This is a genomic window from Paraburkholderia sp. AV2, assembly GCF_054968425.1.
In genome coordinates this window covers 66144-84296 of sequence record NZ_JBANLK010000017.1, presented here as the reverse complement: position 1 = coordinate 84296, position 18153 = coordinate 66144, and the positions used below count along the sequence as shown (strand labels likewise).

Annotated in this window: 17 protein-coding genes and 1 pseudogene; 13 read left to right on the top strand and 5 right to left on the bottom strand. The window is 65.4% G+C overall.

Going from position 1 to position 18153, the window contains the following annotated elements; all coding sequences use genetic code 11:
* Window positions 1-55: 55 nt before the first annotated feature.
* Complete coding sequence (locus V8683_RS14530) at window positions 56-1960, bottom strand: putative bifunctional diguanylate cyclase/phosphodiesterase (RefSeq protein ID WP_411191571.1); 1905 nt, start codon at window positions 1958-1960, stop codon at window positions 56-58.
* A 210-nt stretch (window positions 1961-2170) separates the two neighbouring features.
* Here V8683_RS14530 and V8683_RS14525 point away from each other — a divergent pair, with 210 nt between their 5' ends.
* From V8683_RS14525 to V8683_RS14490, 8 genes and pseudogenes are all read left to right on the top strand, one after another.
* Window positions 2171-3175 carry an ABC transporter ATP-binding protein gene (locus V8683_RS14525; RefSeq protein ID WP_411191570.1) on the top strand — a complete coding sequence of 335 codons (1005 nt, stop codon included), beginning with the start codon at window positions 2171-2173 and terminating at the stop codon, window positions 3173-3175.
* Complete coding sequence (locus tag V8683_RS14520) at window positions 3172-3933, top strand: ABC transporter permease (protein ID WP_411191568.1); 762 nt, start codon at window positions 3172-3174, stop codon at window positions 3931-3933. The genes V8683_RS14525 and V8683_RS14520 overlap by 4 nt, the downstream gene beginning before the upstream one ends.
* A gap of 27 nt (window positions 3934-3960) precedes the next feature.
* Window positions 3961-4083, top strand: a pseudogene (locus V8683_RS14515) (hypothetical protein); the annotation flags it as partial.
* An 82-nt stretch (window positions 4084-4165) separates the two neighbouring features.
* Entirely contained in the window at window positions 4166-4915 is a 750-nt protein-coding gene (locus V8683_RS14510) for an FkbM family methyltransferase (protein ID WP_411191567.1), read from the top strand.
* Window positions 4916-5926, top strand: a complete 1011-nt coding sequence (locus tag V8683_RS14505) for a phosphotransferase enzyme family protein (protein WP_411191565.1) — start codon at window positions 4916-4918, stop codon at window positions 5924-5926.
* Complete coding sequence (locus V8683_RS14500) at window positions 5916-6800, top strand: radical SAM protein (RefSeq protein ID WP_411191563.1); 885 nt, start codon at window positions 5916-5918, stop codon at window positions 6798-6800. Before V8683_RS14505 ends, V8683_RS14500 begins: the two co-directional genes overlap by 11 nt.
* Window positions 6797-7849: an asparagine synthase-related protein gene (locus V8683_RS14495; RefSeq protein ID WP_411191562.1), complete on the top strand. Its 1053-nt coding sequence runs from the start codon at window positions 6797-6799 to the stop codon at window positions 7847-7849. Before V8683_RS14500 ends, V8683_RS14495 begins: the two co-directional genes overlap by 4 nt.
* A gap of 7 nt (window positions 7850-7856) precedes the next feature.
* Window positions 7857-9062: a glycosyltransferase gene (locus V8683_RS14490; RefSeq protein WP_411191560.1), complete on the top strand. Its 1206-nt coding sequence runs from the start codon at window positions 7857-7859 to the stop codon at window positions 9060-9062.
* Here the strand turns inward: V8683_RS14490 and V8683_RS14485 are convergent.
* The gene (locus V8683_RS14485; protein ID WP_411191559.1) at window positions 9019-9708 is read right to left on the bottom strand and encodes a cephalosporin hydroxylase family protein; all 690 of its coding nucleotides are present in this window, start codon (window positions 9706-9708) and stop codon (window positions 9019-9021) included. The genes V8683_RS14490 and V8683_RS14485 overlap by 44 nt on opposite strands.
* A gap of 10 nt (window positions 9709-9718) precedes the next feature.
* Here V8683_RS14485 and V8683_RS14480 point away from each other — a divergent pair, with 10 nt between their 5' ends.
* Complete coding sequence (locus tag V8683_RS14480) at window positions 9719-10699, top strand: phosphotransferase enzyme family protein (RefSeq protein WP_411191557.1); 981 nt, start codon at window positions 9719-9721, stop codon at window positions 10697-10699.
* On the opposite strand, the gene V8683_RS14475 is transcribed toward V8683_RS14480, so the two are convergent.
* Window positions 10670-11326: a polysaccharide deacetylase family protein gene (locus tag V8683_RS14475; protein WP_411191556.1), complete on the bottom strand. Its 657-nt coding sequence runs from the start codon at window positions 11324-11326 to the stop codon at window positions 10670-10672. The two genes, V8683_RS14480 and V8683_RS14475, sit on opposite strands and share 30 nt — an antisense overlap.
* Before the next feature lie 242 nt (window positions 11327-11568).
* The gene (locus tag V8683_RS14470) at window positions 11569-11751 is read right to left on the bottom strand and encodes a hypothetical protein (RefSeq protein WP_411191555.1); all 183 of its coding nucleotides are present in this window, start codon (window positions 11749-11751) and stop codon (window positions 11569-11571) included.
* A gap of 190 nt (window positions 11752-11941) precedes the next feature.
* On the opposite strand from V8683_RS14470, the gene V8683_RS14465 reads away from it, so the two are divergent.
* The 4 genes from V8683_RS14465 (at window position 11942) to V8683_RS14450 (ending at window position 17046) form a co-directional block, all read left to right on the top strand.
* Window positions 11942-12700 carry a hypothetical protein gene (locus tag V8683_RS14465; RefSeq protein ID WP_411191554.1) on the top strand — a complete coding sequence of 253 codons (759 nt, stop codon included), beginning with the start codon at window positions 11942-11944 and terminating at the stop codon, window positions 12698-12700.
* Window positions 12701-12731: 31 nt separating this feature from the next.
* Window positions 12732-13877, top strand: a complete 1146-nt coding sequence (locus V8683_RS14460; protein WP_411191552.1) for a transporter substrate-binding and LysM peptidoglycan-binding domain-containing protein — start codon at window positions 12732-12734, stop codon at window positions 13875-13877.
* A gap of 27 nt (window positions 13878-13904) precedes the next feature.
* Entirely contained in the window at window positions 13905-15101 is a 1197-nt protein-coding gene (locus V8683_RS14455; RefSeq protein ID WP_411191551.1) for a hypothetical protein, read from the top strand.
* Between the two features lie 427 nt (window positions 15102-15528).
* Window positions 15529-17046 carry an SH3 domain-containing protein gene (locus tag V8683_RS14450; RefSeq protein ID WP_411191549.1) on the top strand — a complete coding sequence of 506 codons (1518 nt, stop codon included), beginning with the start codon at window positions 15529-15531 and terminating at the stop codon, window positions 17044-17046.
* Window positions 17047-17087: 41 nt separating this feature from the next.
* On the opposite strand, the gene V8683_RS14445 is transcribed toward V8683_RS14450, so the two are convergent.
* Window positions 17088-18044: a substrate-binding domain-containing protein gene (locus V8683_RS14445; protein ID WP_411191547.1), complete on the bottom strand. Its 957-nt coding sequence runs from the start codon at window positions 18042-18044 to the stop codon at window positions 17088-17090.
* Between the last annotated feature and the right edge of the window lie 109 nt (window positions 18045-18153).

Genomic DNA, 18153 nt, shown 5'->3' with positions numbered 1-18153 from the left:
CATAAGAATCCGACTCGGCCGCCATTCCTGCCGTCTGCCGCCTGCCGCCTGCCGCTCAGACCACGACCTTGTCGCCGTGTGCCGCGAGCGACGGTTGCGGCAGCGGGCCGCCGTCGGCGAGCACGCGCGTAATGCTCTCGGCGTCGAGCGGCCTGCTGAAACGGTACCCCTGCGCTTCCACGCAACCCAGAGCCAGCAGAAACTCCTGCTGCGCGAGCGTCTCGACGCCTTCCGCGATGACGGACAAGCCCAGCGCTCCGGCAAGCGTGATGATCGCCCTCACGATCGCACCGGTGTCGCTTTCCCCGACGCTATACACGGCGGCGCCCGGCATGAACGCCCGGTCGATCTTGATGCGGTCGACCGGCAGCGTGCGCAATTGACCGAGGCTCGAGTAGCCCATGCCGAAATCGTCGATCGCCACGCTGATACCGGCGCGCCGAAACTCGTGCAGGCGGCGCACGGCGATCTCGGGTTGCTGCATCAGCGCCGTTTCGGTGACTTCGAGTTCGAGGCGGTTCGGATCGACGCCCGTCTCCCGCAAGATGCTCTGGAACGTCTCGACAATATCCGCTCGCTGCAATTGCAGCGGCGACAGATTGATCGAGATGCGCACGGGCGGAATCCCCATGCGCCGCCACAGGGCCGATTGGCGGCAAGCCTCGCGTAGCACCCACTCGCCGAGTCTCGCGACGAATCCCGACGTTTCCGCAATCGGGACGAATTCCGCCGGGGCGATCTCGCCGTAAATCTCGTCGTACCAGCGCACCAGCGCTTCGACGCCAAGCACGCGACCGTTGCGCATGTCGACCTGCGGCTGGTAATGCAGTCGCAGCGCACCGGCGTCGATCGCTTTTCGCAGACGTGCCGACAGGATGAGCTTCGCGTCGGCGTCCGCGCGCATCTCGGGCCGGTAGCGTTCCCAGCAGTTGCGGCCGCGATTCTTGGCCGCGTACATGGCCATGTCGGCGCACGGGATCAGCGTTCCCGCGTCGTTGCCGTCCACGGGATACACGCTGACGCCAACGCTCGCGCTGACGACGAGCTCGTGCCCGCCGACGAGTGCCGGCGTCGCCATCGTCGCAAGCACGGCGTCGGGCAAGTCGAAGCGCACCGTGTCGTCGGGTCCTCCCGCCGCGACGATGACGAATTCGTCGCCGCCGTAGCGGCCGACAAGGTCGCCCGGACGGGCGCAGGCCCGCAGACGCGCGGCGACTTCGACGAGCAGCAGATCGCCGACGCCGTGCCCGAGCGCATCGTTGACGGTCTTGAAGGCATCGAGGTCGAGGAAAACGACATGGACGGATCCGCCTTTCCGGTTAGGGTCGGCGAGCAGCGCCTGCAGTCTCGTGCGGACCGCCGTACGGTTCAGGAGCCCGGTCAGGCTGTCGCATTCGCTCAGTTCGCGCAGGCGGCGCGAGCGATCGAGAAGCTTGACGGAGAAGTCGTGGGTCGTTTTGGCGAACAGGAGCGGATAGACGAAGATGATGGGCAGCCATGCCGGGGCGATCCGTCCATCCAGCGGATATAAGGCGACACCGAAAATGGCGGTCCCGGCCAGCAGACCGGCGGCGCTCGCGCCGATCCCGGCAACGAACAGGGGCCACCCGCCGATCGCCATGGTGTCGAGCGCAAACATCAGCAGGATGACGACCGCCGCGACGGGCTCGAAATGAACGGCCGCGACGAGCCAGCCGCCGAATGCCGAATCGAAGAGCAGGTTCCACCGTTCCCTGCCGGGCGCATGGGCGACGACCGGGTGCACGTGCACATAGGCGACATGCGGCCAGATCAGGCAGACGGCCAGAACGCCGACGAGAAGCAGCGTCGAGGCGTGCTGCAGATGCAGCAGGGACAGTACGGGCACGGAGCCTATCGCGTAGCCGAGGGCTCTGAGCACGTAAATGCGTCGGACAAGGCCGGTGGCCCAGACCTTGTCGCCCCTGACGGACGTGAGCACGGGGTCCCCTCGATCTATTCGTATGATTGAACGAGAGTAGACCAGAACGGTTAATCGTGCGAGTCCAATCCAAAAAAATTAGGGCGTGGTCTGGAAACCTGCCGCGACGCGGCAGGCGGGGGAGGGTACTGGCGGCGCGGCGGGCTTCTGCGCCAGGGTCGGCGGGTCGCGCTGGCACGCGATGGGCCCGCTTTTGGTAATGTCGCATCTATGCAAACGATACTTTCCATCGAGAATCTCTCGAAAGTCTATGCGTCGGGATTCCGCGCACTCGCGAGCGTCAGCCTGGACATCCAGCGCGGCGAGATTTTCGCGCTGCTGGGACCGAACGGCGCCGGCAAGACCACGCTGATCAGCATCGTCTGCGGCATCGTCAAGGCGAGCGACGGCCGCGTACGCGTTGCCGGTCACGATATCGTCACAGACTACCGCCATACGCGCTCCCTGATCGGCCTCGTGCCTCAGGAGCTCACGACAGACGCGTTCGAAACGGTCTGGGGCACCGTATCGTTTAGCCGCGGCCTGTTCGGCAAGCCGCCCAACCCCGCGTATATCGAGCGCGTGCTGCGCGACCTCTCGCTGTGGGAGAAGCGAAACAACAAGATCCTCACGCTGTCGGGCGGTATGAAACGCCGCGTGCTGATCGCGAAGGCGCTTGCGCACGAGCCCCAGGTCCTGTTTCTGGACGAGCCGACCGCGGGCGTGGACGTCGAACTCCGCCGCGACATGTGGGAACTCATGCGCGGGCTCAAGGCAAACGGCGTAACGATTATCCTGACGACCCATTACATCGACGAGGCGGAACAGATGGCCGACCGGATCGGCGTGATCAACGCCGGCGAGATCATGCTGGTCGAACGCAAGGACGTCCTGATGCGCAAGCTGGGCCGCAAACAACTGACGCTGCAGCTCGACGCGCCGTTGACCGACATTCCGGCCGCGCTGGCCAACTGGCGCCTGGAACTGGCCGGCGGCGGCACCGAGCTCATCTATACCTACGACGCAGAAAGCGAACGCAACGACGTTATCGCGCTGCTCAAGAGCCTGAGCGAAGCCGGCATTGGCTTCACGGACCTGAAAACGAGGCAGAGTTCGCTGGAGGACATTTTCGTGAGTCTCGTCAGCAAGGATCCGAAGGCCGCTTTGCTGCCCGCCGCGCTGCCCGCCACATCGTCGGCCGCGGACAACGGCAAAGGGCAGGTGACTTCCCTATGAATCTCTACGCGATTCGCGCCATCTACCGCTTCGAAATGGCACGCACGAGGCGCACGCTGATGCAGAGCATCATCGCGCCGGTGATCTCGACCTCGCTCTACTTCATCGTATTCGGTTCCGCGATCGGTTCGCGCGTGCGCGAGGTGAACGGCATCAGCTACGGCGCGTTCATCGTGCCGGGCCTGATCATGCTGTCGCTGCTTTCCCAGAGCATTTCGAACGCGTCGTTCGGCATCTACTTCCCGCGCTTCACGGGCACGATCTACGAGCTGTTGTCTGCGCCCGTGTCGTATTTCGAAATCGTGATTGGCTATGTCGGCGCGGCGGTGACCAAGTCGACGCTGCTCGGGCTCATCATCCTCGCAACCGCTACGCTCTTCGTGCCGGTCCAGATCCAGCACCCCCTGTGGATGGTGCTGTTCCTGCTGCTGACGGCGGTAACGTTCAGCTTGCTCGGCTTCATCATCGGCATCTGGGCGGACAACTTCGAGAAGCTGCAACTCGTGCCGCTTTTGATCATCACGCCGCTGACTTTCCTCGGCGGCAGTTTCTACTCCGTCGACATGCTGCCGCCGGTGTGGAGGGTGATCACGCTATTCAACCCGATCGTCTATCTCATCAGCGGCTTTCGCTGGAGTTTCTACGGGCTCGCGGACGTCGATGTCGGCGTGAGTCTCGCCATGACGGCGGCCTTTCTCGCGGCGTTTGTCGGGATCACCGCGTGGGTCTTCAAAACCGGCTACCGGCTGAAAAACTGAGTGAAAGGTTGGTCGGGATAGCGAAGAATGATCTTCGTGCCGTGCGTGGAGGGGCCGAGCCACAACGAGGCCGAAGCGATCACGCCCGAATGGGCCGAGGCCGGCGCCAACGCGCGGCTGCACGCGATGCTGGCGAGCGCGCGACAGTGATGCGTGCATTGGCAGGATTTCAGGTAAATTACCGTCCGATGACGCTCCTCCGGCGTCCCTTCGACCTGAATCGCAAACGGCCATGCAGGACACCCCCTCACCGATCGACCTGTCCGGCCTCGCACAAAGCCTGTACGCGCAGGGAAGCGAAGAAGGCATCCTGTCGCGCGTGATGGAGCGCATCGCGCCCGCCCACCGCTTCTGTGTCGACATCGGCGCGAGCGATGGCCTGCGCAACAGCAATACCGCGCTGCTGCTGCGCGAGCGCGGCTGGCAGGGCCTGCTGGTCGAGGCCAGCCGCTACCGCTACGAAAAGCTCGAGGCGAACTACGGCGGCGCGCAATGCGTGCGCCTGCGCCACGAGCGCGTGCAGCCCGATACGGTGGACCAACTGCTCGCCACCGCCGGCGTTCCGCAAGAGCCCGATTTGCTTTCCATCGATATCGACGGGAACGACTACTGGGTCTGGCGCGGCCTGCAAGCCTTCCAGCCCCGGATCGTGGTCATCGAATACAACCCGTACTACACGCCGCCCGAGCGCTGGGTCATGTGTTTCAATCCGGATCACGAATGGGACGGTTCGACCTATTACGGCGCCAGCTTGGCGTCGCTTCATCGTCTCGGCCAGAGCAAGGGTTACGAACTGGTGTGCTGCGACGACATGGGCAACAACGCATTCTTCGTGAGACGGGATCTGTATCCGCTTCTCGGCATCGCGAACAATGACCCTTCCGTCCTGTTCCGTCCGGCGATGTACAAGCTGCGCTACGTGGGCCACAACACGTTCGTGAGCGGACATCCCTATCGCCACGGGCCTGCCGAGCATATCTGAATGGACCACCGGGACGGCACCCTTGCCGCGATCCGCGACGCCTACGCACTCACGCAAAACGGGCCGCCGCGCCAGGTCAGCGAGCGCGTATGGCACCTGCCGACCGATTGCGGCGGCATGGCCGTCAAGCTCTACACGAGCGAACAGCATGAGCGGGCGAACAAGGAAGCCGCCGTGCTCGCGCATCTGCAAGCGCACGGCGATGCGCGCTTTCGCGTCCAGGCGTTGCGGCGGACGGCCGCCGGCGAACTTCTGTGGACGGGCGACGGTGTCTGCGCGATGGCGACCCGCTGGGAAGCCGGACGATGCAGGACCTACGACACCTTTGCTCCGGCCGAATGGGACGCGCTCGGCGCGAGCCTCGCGGCTTTGCATCTGAGCCTGGACGGGCTCCGCATACCGGCCTTCGACACGCTCCGGGCGCGGCTCGCCCTCGTGGACGCGGACCGCGTGCGCCGCAGTCTGATCGAAGCGCCCGGCCGCGCGCCGTCGGCAAGCGACACGTCGTGCCTGCGCGCCTATGTCGATGCCTGCCTGCGCCTGATCGACGAATACTATCCCGGCAGCGTCGAAGCGTTTCCCTCCGACGATCCGCAGCGGCCGATCCACAACGACTACAACCAGTTCAACTACCTGTTCGACGGCAGGCTGCCGCCGCTCATCCTGGATTGGGAGGCGGCGATCGGCGCGCCGCGGGAGTTCGAACTCGTTCGTTGTCTCAATCATCTGCCGCTGGAAGCGCCGGGCCTCGCCGAGGTTTTCGTGCTCGCGTATCTGCGGGTCCGGCCGCTTCGAGCCGGACACATCGCATGGGCGGTCGATGCGGCCTGCCTGCAGCACGCGCTCAAGCTCTGGGTCGTGCAGGGCTGGCTGGACGACCCGCAGCGCTTTGCGTCGCATCTGCATGGGGCGGCGAAGATGGCGTCGACGATGGTCGGGGCGCGTCGGCGCATGATCGACTTTTTTTCCCGCTGCATGGAAGCGGCTGGCCGAGGTGCCTGTGAATCGTGATCCGAACCTGGACGTTCCCTCGAACGCCGCGCCGGCCGGCGAGCGGCGGCATGTGTTCCCGCCGCCGATGGAGCGCAGCTACCGCGTCCATGCCGGACGCGTGCAGACCCGTTCGCTGGAGGCGCATATCGTCGACCACTGCAATCTGACGTGCGCCGAATGCTGTTCGCTGTCGCCGTTGCTGCCCGCGTGGCACGCCAGTCCCGATGCGCTGGCCGCCGATCTGAGCAAGGCCGTCAAGGTCCTGGAACCGCGTATCTTCAAGCTGGTGGGCGGGGAGCCCCTGCTGCATCCCGAACTCGTCGACATCATCGGGTGCGTGCGCGACACCGGCATCGCTCCCATCATCTCCGTCACGACGAACGGACTGAAGCTCGGCGAAATGCCGGACGCGTTCTGGCAAGCCGTCGACGCGCTGACGATTTCGCTCTACCCGAAGCCGCGCCTCGCGCCCGACCTGATCGCCTACGTCGACACGCAGGCGGCGCGCTTCTCGGTGCGCGTGAACTGGAAGGCGCAGGACACGTTCACGGTCATGAACCGCGCGCAGCCCTGTACCGACCTCGACGAGGCGCGGCGGATCTATCAGGACTGCTGGATTCGCGAGCGATGCCACATGATCCGCGACGGCATGTTCTACACTTGCACGCGTCCGGCGCACTTTCATACCTTGTACGGCGGCGACGGGAATTTCCATTCCGACGGACTGCCGCTGCGCGACGACGGCGGCATGCTCGACGCGCTGCTCGCCTACCTGCAGCGGGAAACGCCGCTCGAGGCTTGCCTGCATTGTCACGGCGGCAGCGCGCCGCAGGCGCCGCACCGGATCATGAGGCGCATCGAAGTCGATACCTTGAAGGCACGCTATCCATGATCGTAGGCACACGAGATCTCTTCGGCTTCGAGCGTCTGCACTATCACCCGCGCAGCGGCGCGTGGGCAACCAGCATCCTGTCCGTGCTGAGGGCCGCCGGCCAGGCCGCGGGCGAGGCCGATGCGCAGGCTATCGCCGGCTACCTGAGCGGTGAGCGTCTTGTTGGCCGCACGGTGTTGCGGGAGGTCCGGGCCGTGCCTCCCGGCCATGCGTTGTTCCGCTCGCCGCAGGGCCTGGAGGTCCGGCCCGCGCGCGATCCGCTTGCGGGCAGCGATCTGGAGACCGCGCTGCGCGATGCGCTGCAACGCGCACTCGACAGCGGCAAGCGCGTCGCGCTCGCGCTGAGCGGCGGACTGGATTCCGCACTCCTGCTTGCGCTGTTGCGCGAGCTCGGGGCGCAGCAGCACGTGACCTCGTACATCCTCGCAACCGGAATGCCCGATTACTGCGAGGAGGACGCCGCACTCGAACTGGCGAACCGGATGCAGGCTCGCGTGAAAGTCGTACGCGCGTGCGAAGCCGACTTCGTGGCCGCGCTGCCGAGGACCACGCATGCGGTCGAGGAACCGATGTTCAACCTGCACCCGGTCGCCAAGCTGCTGCTTGCCGAAGCGATGGCCGGGGACGGCATCGAGCTGGCGATCTCGGGGGATGGCGCGGATCAGGTGCTACGCCGCGACCAGTCGGCCAACTACCTGCCGCTGTGCCATGCGTTGTTCGACGCCGCTTCGGTGCGTCTCCATCCGCCGTTCGTCGACGCGGCCGTCGTCGCGCACCTGACGCAGATCGCGCCGGACCCCGACAAGCAGTGCCTGCGGGACCTGGGCGCCCGCCTGAACCTGCCCGACCGGCTCGTGCACGGCCCCAAGCGCGGCCGGCTGGCTCCGGCGATGGACCTCGGCCCGCTGCTGGACCCCGACCGCATCCGCGCGCTGGCCGGCGCGCTGAACCTTCCCGCTCCCGCACTGCAAGCCGACACCGAGCGCGTGCTGTGGACGACCCTGACGCTGATCCTCGACTACCTGGGCGCAACACCTTGCCCGGCATGACCCGACCATGAAACGTATCCTGTTCTGCGTGGTGCCCGAGAAGGGACACGTCAACCCCTGCATCGGCGCCGCGCAGCACCTGCGGGCCGCGGGCTTCGAGATCGCTTTCTACGCGCCCGCCGACATCAGCGCGCAGCTCGACGTAGCCGGCGCTTTCGCATTCGTCGGGCCGCGGGGCACGCCCGAACGCCACGATCTGTCGCGCGGCGCGGCCTTTGCCTCGAACATTCGCGATGCCGCGTGGCTGCGGCGCTGGATCCGCACGCTGCTGATCGACGAGACGCCCGCGCAGGTGGACGGCATTCGCGCCGTGCTGCGCGACTGGCAACCCGCCGTAGTGGTGATCGATCCGCTGCTCTACGCATCGGCCATCGCGGCGGAACTGGAGCAACTGCCGTGGGTCGCGATGTCGAACTCGCTGAATCCGGTGTTGCCGGACGATCTCGACTCGGAACTGCTGCGCACCGTGCGGTGGCTGGCGCCCGAACGCGACCGGCTGTTCGCGCGCTACGGACTCGAGGCGCGCTTTCGCGGCTGTGACATCCTGTCTCCGCATCTGACGCTCGCTTTCGCCACCGAGGATCTCGTCGGCCCGCCGCCGCCGGGCGTCGAGCTGGTCGGTCCCGCGCTGCCGGCAGGCCCTCGCGGCGACGAGACGCCGTTCCCGTGGGAGCGTATCGACGCGGACCGTCCGCTCGTTTACATGTCGCTCGGCAGTCAGCTTTACTACCATCCGGATCTGTTCGCCAAGGTCATCGAGGCCACGCGCGCCACGTCCGCGCAACTGGTGCTCTCGGTGGGCGAACTGGTCGATACGGACCTGCTGCCGGCGACGGACGAGCGTGTCGTCGCGGTGCGCTACGCGCCGCAACTGGCGCTGCTGCGCCGCACGCACGCGTTCATCAGCCACGGCGGAGCGAACTCGGTGATGGAGGCGCTGGCATGCGGCGTGCCGATGCTGCTGTCGCCGTTCTGCAACGACCAGTTTCATTCCGCCCACTTCGTCGAGCGGGCCGGCGCGGGCTATTGCCTGGATCTGCAGCGCGCGTCCGTGCGGGAGATTGCCGATGCGGTGGAGGGATTGCTGCGGCCGGGGCCGCTGCGCGAGCGCGTCGCGCGGATTCGCACGAGCTACGCGCGCGACGGGTCCGCGCAGGCCGCGCGCCGGATCAGCGAGCTCGCTTCAGGAAGCCGCCCGGCGAGAGCGTCATGAGCACGCGGTCCTCGATGTCGCCGTCGACCTCGAAACGGTCGTCGTGAGCGAGGAAAGCCTGCACGGCGGTCGCGGGGTTGTTGCCCCTTCCATAGGGCTTGCCCTCGAACATCCGCGCGGGCAGGTATTCCATGATGGTGTCCATGACGATCACGTAGCTGCCCGGCGTCGCCAGACCGGCATAGCATTCCAGCTCGCGCAGGACGTGGTCGTGGGTATGCGTGAGGTCGAGGATCACCATCACGGGAGCGCGGCCGCGGATTCGCTCCCGGACTGCGGCGAGGGTCGTGTCCGAGCACGAGTCGCCTTCGATCAGCGTCATGCGGTGGCCGAGGCGGTGCGCTTGCAGACGCTGCCGGACCTCGTCGCGCAGACGCGGTTCGATGGCGACGACGCGGCCTTCGCCGCCCGCCAGTTCCAGCATCGACGCACAGAACACGGCGCCGCCGCCTGCCGCGACGCCCGTCTGCACGATACATTCGGGACGCACCCGCCAGACCAGTTCCTGGATCGCGAGCATGTCGCCCGGCAGATGGAAGAACCGCTCGCCCAGCCAGCGCGTTTGAAACAGGTGATCGAATTCGGCCGCGCGGGTCAGCCATTCGATATTGACATCCCGCATGCGGGCTGCGATGCGCTCGGACATGATCGATGCAATGAACAGGAGTAACGTGGAAACGCTCGAACCTCTGCTTCACGAGCACTGGGGCATCCGGCCGACGCGAATCGAGGCGTTGTCGTCGGGCCATACTAACAAAACGTACCTCGTCGAGGACGCTGCGCGCCGCGCGGTGCTGCGCGTATCGTGGCCCGGCAAATCCACCGCGCAAGTTTGGCGCGAGGCCTGGGTGCTGGATGGCCTCGGCGCCACGCCGAACCTTCCCGCGCTGCCGCGACTGCGGCCGACCCTGGCCGCGCAGCCATTCGTTAATACTCCTGAAGGGCGCTGGCTGCATCTGTTCGAGCACATCGACGGCAGCCCCGGCCTGCCTCGCGACGCGGAGTCGGGCGCCGTCGACGCCATGCGCACGCTCGCGTGCCTGCACGCGGCGCTGGCGGTGCTGGCGACGATACCCGCCAGTGCATCCGGCCCGCTCGCCTGGATCGAGCAGCGCTACGCGCGGGTTGCTGCCCGCCCGGCTCCGCCGTTGTCCGCAGGTTTGCGCGAGTGCTACGAACCGCTGCTGCGGCGTATCGGCGAACAGCTCGCGGCGGCCCGTGCGTGGATGACCGGGTCCGCGCGATGGCTGCACGGCGACTACCACGCCGGCAACCTGCTGTTCGTCGGCCGGACGGTGAGCGGCGTGCTGGATTTCGACGACGTCGGGCAGGGCTCGCATGAACTCGAAGCGGCCTTTGCGCTGTTCGCGCTTTCGCGCGACACGACCGTCGAAGATCATTTTGCTTTCGATGTCCGGCTGTGGGACGCGGGGCTGTCCGCGTACGCCGCGCCGGGAACGGGCGACGTGCCCCGATGGATGAGCGCGAACCGCGACGCGTTGAGGGACCTGTTCTGCGCCGAGCAGACGCTGATTCATCTCGAAGCCGCGCAGCGCGGCCTGTGGACGCCAGGCCCGGGGATGGGATTCCTTGCGTGCCTGCGCCAGCTACGGGCGGGCGTTTCGTCCGGCCGCTAGCAGACCGACGCGGCAGTCCGGATCGTTCAGCAGCCGCTGCACCGCGTCGACCGTCGCCGGGTGCGCTTCGGCATGACGCGAACTGTCGTGCAGGCACAGCAGCACGGGTTGTCCTTGCGCGGCCCCGGCGGCCACATGCTTGCGCATGGCCTCGAACAGCGCCTGCGGCGACGGGGCGGGTCGGCGCCAGTCGTCGAACAGGGCAGTCCACCCCGTATGGCGGCGCCCGAGGCGCGCGAGGACGCGCTCGCGGTTATCGTAAGCGCCCAGTCCATACGGAAGGCGCAGGGGAATGGTATCCGGCTCCGGGAAACCGGCGAGCCGGCAGGCGTTGCGGATCAACGCGTCCGTCGCCTCGATTTCGTCGATCAGTTCCTCGCCCGACAACGCGCCCGGCCGTGCGTGCGAGTAGGTGTGATTGCCGAGCACGTGGCCCTCGCGCACCATCCTCGCGGCCATCTCCATCGCCCGTTCCAGATTCTTGCCGAGCAGAAAGAACGTTGCCCGGCACGAGGCGGTATGCAATACGTCCAGCAAGGCCGGCGTCGAGGGGCCGGGGCCGTCGTCGAAAGACAGGCTCGCGGGGGGAATCCGGCTCGCGGTGGAAGGGAAAGGGGCGGGATGCATTTTTTGCGGGTGATTTAAGGGGGATCCGGAGAAACGCGGTTATGCGCCGTTGTCTCTCTCGACTTTCGGTGCGCATGATCCCAGGAGGCCGGTGGCGATCCGATCCAGCATGGAATGACCGATACTAACCATTTTTAATAATTCGAAGGGCAAAGCGATTGCGCTAATGTGCTTATTCCAGGGGGTAATGCGACGCACGAGGTGAGCGGTTTCGTTGTCTTTGCGATTATGTCTGTCGTGTATTACATTTGCGCGGATTCCGCTTCGTTTGCCTCGCGAAGCCTGCCGACATAACACTGCCGCCCGATCCGGACCGGCTCGTCGGCAATCACTTCCCGGATGTAGCCGGCCGCGCCGAAGCTGCTGTAGTCGTGGCGATCGTCGCCTGTCACGCCGGCGGACCAGTTTACCCGACGCCTCGGCATGATATCCTTGGCGGGTTTTCGGGCATGCCCGGATTGGCATAAATAAAATCGTAAAACGGGCTGACAGAATGAGCATTCGCCTGATTCGGCCTGGTCCGATTTTAAGAGACACCGGGCTTCGCATGTTTCGCCGATAATCGCTCCCGTACGAGAGGGGCGAAGTGCAGAATCCACACGGACGAGGTAACAGATGACCTTCCAGAATACCGTTACTCCCAGCGTAAGTCCCGAAACTATTCGAAAAGCGAAGATTGCGAAGTGGCTCGTCATCGCGGCCGGCGTGGCGGTGGCGGCCCCGGCGGCGCTGTTGTTGCTGAAGGGGCTGGTGGCCCTGATCGTGGCGGGCGTGGTCGGCCTCTCCGCCATCTACCTCGGCCCCGTCGTCGAAATGAAGCTGCGCAATGCGAAGGTCAAGCTGATCGTTGCCGAAGCCCAGTCCAACCCCATCGAAACGCTGCTCAATCAACTGGCGGACAAGCGCCGCGCCGCCGCCGATTTTGCCGATCGGATCACGGAGTTCCGCACGGAGGTCAAGAACTTCCAGGATAAGGTTTCGCTGTTCGAGAAGCAATATCCGGACGACGCGCCTCGCTTCCGTTCCCAACTCCAGACCATGCAGCAACTGCTGCATTTCCGCGAGGACCGATACAAGCAGGTGAACGCGGAACTCGAAAATTTCGCGCATGCGATCGATCGCGCGAAGGCGATGTGGGACATGTCGCAAGCCGCGCAGCGCATGAACAAGGTGGCGGGGCAGCAATCGGGAGACACGTTCGAGCAGATCAAGACCGATGCGTCGATCGACTCCGTCATGAAATCGGTGAATATGGCTTTCAGCCAGATGGAAACGGCGCTGCTCGACAACCCCGAGGTCAAGCAGGCGCAGCAGGCCGCCATCGCAGCGGACCCGCGAGTCGGCCTGCCGTCGTCGCCGCGTCAACAGCAGTGAGCCGGTGTCCGGCGAAATAGAGAGGAAAAAATTGAATAACATCGGAAAGCTTCTCGGCGCAGTCGTATTCGTTCTGATCATTGCCGCTGCCTGGGTCTGGCAGCAGGGCGGTTTTTCGAAACTGGGCGGCAACCCGCAAACGGCTGCCGCTTCGGCCGCGAGCGGCTCCACCGGCGTCGATGCGGTGGCGCCGGCTCAGACTCCAACTCCGGCGGTTGCGAGCGATCGCAAGCCCGATGCGGACACGCTCAAGGCGATGCTGGACAACGGCGTCGTGCGGGTGTCGGTCGAAAATCCGAGTGCTCCGTTCTACAGCGACGAGAACGGCGCCCCGCCGCACGGCTTCAACGTCGAGTTCACGAAGCTCCTGTTCGCCGATCCGTCCTTCAACAAGGGCGGCAGGCCGATGACGGTCGACATGCATCACGAGGTCGACACCTACGCGGGCGTACCGAAGCAACTGCTCGCGACGGATTCGGGCGGCAACCCGGTCGTCGACATTGCGATGGATGGGCTCACGTTCCCGGACAACACGCCGTCCGGCGTCGTCTACTCGATTCCCTACGTGGATGATTTCGGCTATGCACTGATCGTGCGAACGGGGTCTCCCATCCGCACCACGGCCGATCTCGCTGGCAAGCGCGTGGGGATTCTCAAGGGCGATCCGGACGTGCGCGCCTTCGTGACGAGCCAGTACCCGAATGCAACCTTCGTGGAAGAGGACGATTCCGATTCGGCCTTTATCCAGAAGAGCATCGATAGCGGCGCGGTGGATGCGTTCATCTACGACTATCCGTTCGCGGTGGACTCGATCAAGGGCACGGATCTGAAGTTTGCCGTCACGAAGCTCGATGGCTCGAACATTGCCTACAAGATCGGCGTACGGGCACAGGATCAAAGCCTGCTGATTTACCTGAACGCAGCTATCGCGAAGGTCAAGGAGTCGCCGGCGTATCTTGATCTGCTGCGCAAGTATTTCATCAGCAATCAGGCCGTGACCCTCACGGCGACCGCCGGCGAGCATACCTACGTCGTGCGTTCGGGGGACACGCTGAATCTGATTGCCGCAAAGCAGCTTGGCAATGGCCAGTTGTTTCGCGAAATCCAGAAGCGAAACAACATTCCGAATCCGAATTTGATACTCGTTGGCCAGACCCTGGTTCTGCCGGTTCATTGATGGATGGTTTGCAGTACTGCACTTACCATGCTTCTCGCCAGCGCGCTTTTCCCCCGCCTGAGGATGACGGTCGGCATCGCCCTGCTGGCCCTGATGCTGCCGCTGTCGGTGCGCGCGGAGGGCGGCGCGGCACCGACACACGTCTACACCGGCACCATCGGCAAGCAGCCGGTCGTCATGAAGCTCACGCACGATGGCGACGCGCCCACGCTGCAGGGACAGTACTTCTATGCGAAGTTTCGGTTCGATCTGCCGCTAAGCGGCCGCGAGGAAAAAAACGGTCACGTGTCGCTCACGGAAGACGACAATCAGGACGGCACGCACCAATCGCAGATCGATCTTGACCGTCAGGGGGACGGCAGCCTGCGCGGTCAATGGACGAGCGGCAACGGCAAGGTCCTGCCCGTCGTGCTGACGCCGGCCACGTTGCCGGGCACCGCGCCCGCCGACGATTATCTCGTGATGCTCGAGCACAAGGATCTCTACGAATACCTGCGCCTTGCCGGCTTGAAGTTGCAGGACGGCAAGCGCGTCGTGTTCATGGGGCACACGCTGCAATGGCGGGTCGAGCCCGTGTCCCATATCACCTTTCCCGTCGTCGAGGACGGCTATCCCGACGCGCAGCGCGAGACGATCAACCGGGTGCTGCGCGCGCGACTCTGGCAGGAGGTCAGCGGCTATTTCGACTGCATGTCGGGGGGCAAGCTCAGCTCCGGTGGCAGCGTCGAGCAAACCGTCACGCCGAGCCTCATGAACGATCGCGTCATCAGCCTCGACATCACGACCGACAGTTTTTGTGGTGGCGCGCATCCGGACGTCGACAGCGCACCGCTTACGCTCGACGTTCGCGACGGTCGTGCGCTGACGCTGGAGGACGTGTTGTGGGTGGGCGCGGGAAAGCCGATGCGCTTCCACTCTGCTGAACCGGGTGGCGACCCGGGCTCGGATTTCGATGCGCTCGACGCCTATCGCCAGCACTATCTCGCGCCGTGGTTGTTGCAGCAATTGACCGCGCTCGATCCCGCCACCTTCAAAAAGACCGACGATGACTGTCCGCTCGCCGAAGCGGATACCTGGACGTTCCCGGTCTGGTTGCTGACGCCCAAAGGAATGAGCGTTACGCCCACGCTGCCGCATGCGATCGAGTCATGCACGAATACGTGGATACTGCCGTGGTCGGTGCTGCGCGCCCACCCCGGCGTGGTGGCGGGGATCGTGCCGTGAATTCGCCGGCTCGCCCGCGGCTACGCATGGTTTTCTGAAGCCCTCGCTGGCCATCCCATATCAAAGAGGGGAGACGTGTCTCGTGCGTTGCCAGTGGGGATGCTGCTTCTGGTTATCGGCGCAGGAATGAGTTCAGTTGCGTTCGGCGAACCGATAGCAGGCGACAGTTCAAACGTCACGAATGCTCGTTGAGCGGACTACAAGAACGAGTATCCGGTCAGCCCGCTTTGCGCATCGGATGAGATCACTTCACGGATACTTTGACTACCCCATCGGAACGGCCGACCGGAGCCTCCTGAAACACCGTACACGATCTCCCACTTAAACTAGCGGTCAGGCACCTCGTCGATACATCCTGTCATTCATGCACGCCGTTTTTCGTTCCTCTGATCGTTCTTCCGGAAATGCCGCGCGCCGCATCTCCTCCTTGCACGCGGGAATCTGGGCACTCGCCGCGGCGCTGGTCATTTTCAGCGCGCTGACCGGCTGCGCCGGAGGTCCCGCTGCCGCGCCGCAAGCGTCGGCGACCCCGCCCGTCGATCCGATCACGCTTTTCCCGCTGGAAAACTACGACCAGAACGTCGACCACTGGATCGATCCGTCGAGCCCCGGTTACGACACGCCGTTCCTGTCGTCCGACGAGCAGCGCGCCCAGTTCGACGCGCTTTACGCCCGCTACTTCGGCAACGGCCCGGACGATCCTTCGCCGTGGAATCCGGCCTATATCCGGAATCGCGTGTACAGCGAGGGAGGCAGCGACATCGCCGCGTTGCAGACACGCCGGCTCGATGCCTACGACAACACCGGCCAGTCGCCACGCCGCATCGGCTACGGCATGAATTTCCGGCCGCATACGAAGGCATGGATCGACGCCATCGCGCAGCAGATCGATCTGGCGCAGTTCGAGCGCGCGGCGGCATACGATGCGTCGAAGCGCGCCATTGCGACGAGCGCGCTGCTCGTGCGCGAGCTGCCGACGCTCGATCCGTCGTTCTATAGCCGTCACCTGGCCGGCGAGGGTTATCCCTTCGACAACCTGCAGGTGAGCGCTACGCGCCCCGGCACACCGCTCTACGTGCTCGGCACGAGCGCGGACGGCAGTTGGTCCTACGTACAGACGCCCGACGTGCAGGGCTGGGTGAAGAGCGACGGCCTCGCTGTTGTCGACGATGCATTCGTCGCACGCTGGCGCGCCATGACGCGGCAGACGCCCGGTGTCGTCATCGCAGCGCTCGCAGGCGTGCGGGATACGGGTGGCGTGTTTCGCTTCGACGCGCCCGCGGGTACGCTGCTGCCGCTGCAAGGCTCGCCCCCGGCCGGCACGCGCATTGCCGCGGTGCCGGTGCGCGATACGGACGGCCGTGCCGCCGTGCGCCTGGCGGCGCTGGCGGATACGGCGATCGCGCCGGCGCCGCTTGCCGCAACACCGCGCCATCTCGCGTGGCTCATCAAGGCGCTGATCGGGCGTCCGTACGGCTGGGGCAACACGAACTTCGACAACGACTGCTCGGCGGAACTGCAAAGCCTCTTCGCGGCCTTCGGCGTGTGGCTGCCGCGCCATTCGTCGACGCAGATGAGCGCCGGCAACATGACGGACCTCTCGTCGCTCACGCCCGCGGCGCGGCTCGACTACCTGGCCCGGCACGGCAAGCCGATGCGCACGCTCATCTACATCGGCGGCCACGTCATGCTCTATGTCGGCAACACGCAGCGCGACGGCCATACCGTACCGCTTGTCTACCAGGACGTCTGGGGGCTGCGCCCTGCGGACAACAGCCGCCGCGCCGTGATCGGCGGGTCGGTGTTCCTGCCGCTGCTGCTTCGGTATCCTGAAGACACGAGCCTCGAATCGCTCGCGGCCACATCGACGTTCCAGATCAGCATTATCGGCATGCCCGCCGGAGGCGCGGCACCGCATCTGGAAGAGGAGAATCCCGCAGGCTGAGAGACCGGTGCTCGCGATGCCTGCGCAGGAAGGCTGTACCGCTATTTCCCGTTGCGCGTGACGAGCGCGGTTGGCGTTTCGAAGAATTCCGGCAGGTCTGCCTGCGTATGCTGTTCTTCGAGCGCCTGCAATACCACGTCTATTCCGTATACGGCCTGCTTTTCCTCGAACTGGTTGACGGTGGCGAGGACGCGTCCGTCGGCGAGCATCGGCTTGATCGCGGCGCTGTCGTTATAGCCGACGACCAGCACGCGGCCTTTCAGATGGGCTGCACGGATCGCGTCGACCGCGCCGCGCGCCATGTTGTCGTTGCCGCAGAGCAGGGCGCGCAGGCGCGGGTATTTCGCGAGGATCGCTGCCGCCGCAAGCCGCCCGGCGCCGTACTCCCAGTCTCCCGGTTCGACCGCCACGATTCGCGCGGAGGCGCTCTGCATGGCGTCGCGAAAGCCCGCGTTGCGTTGCAGCGCATTGCCGTCCGTCGAGACGCCGCCGATGATGGCGACCTCGTCGCCCGGATGCAGGAGGCGGGCGAGATAGTTGCCGGCAAGTCGCGCGCCGCGGCGGTTGTCGGGGCCGATGAACGGCACGATTACGCCGGCGGTGCGTTGCGCATCCGTATCCAGCGGGTTGTCGATCGTCACGACGAGAATGCCGCGCCTGATACACTGGCTGGCCGCGGGCACGAGGGCTCGCGAATCGGTCGGCGCGAGCACGATGGCGTTCACGGCTGCTTTGGCCAGCGCGCCGACGAGCGCGATCTGCCGGTCGACATCGGTTTGTCCTGCGGTCCCGCGCACGACCAGCGTGAACGGGTAGGGCGAGTGAGCCTGAAAGACGTTGGCCGCCGTAATCATCGCGGTCGTGTAGGGGTCGTCGAGCCCCTTGAGCACGAGGCCGATCTTGTAGGTTCGCTCGTCGCCGCGCGCCGCCGGACACGCGGCGGCGACCGCCGCCAGGGCGCTGGCGATCATGAGACGGCGGCGCGTGGGCTGAGGCATGGCGGGGTCGCCCGAAGGGCGCGCGGGGAGAGTCAGGAGAACCAAAAGTGTAAGCGATTACTCCCCGGCACGCGATACCTGCTTGCCCGCTGGCAGACATCGCCGCCAG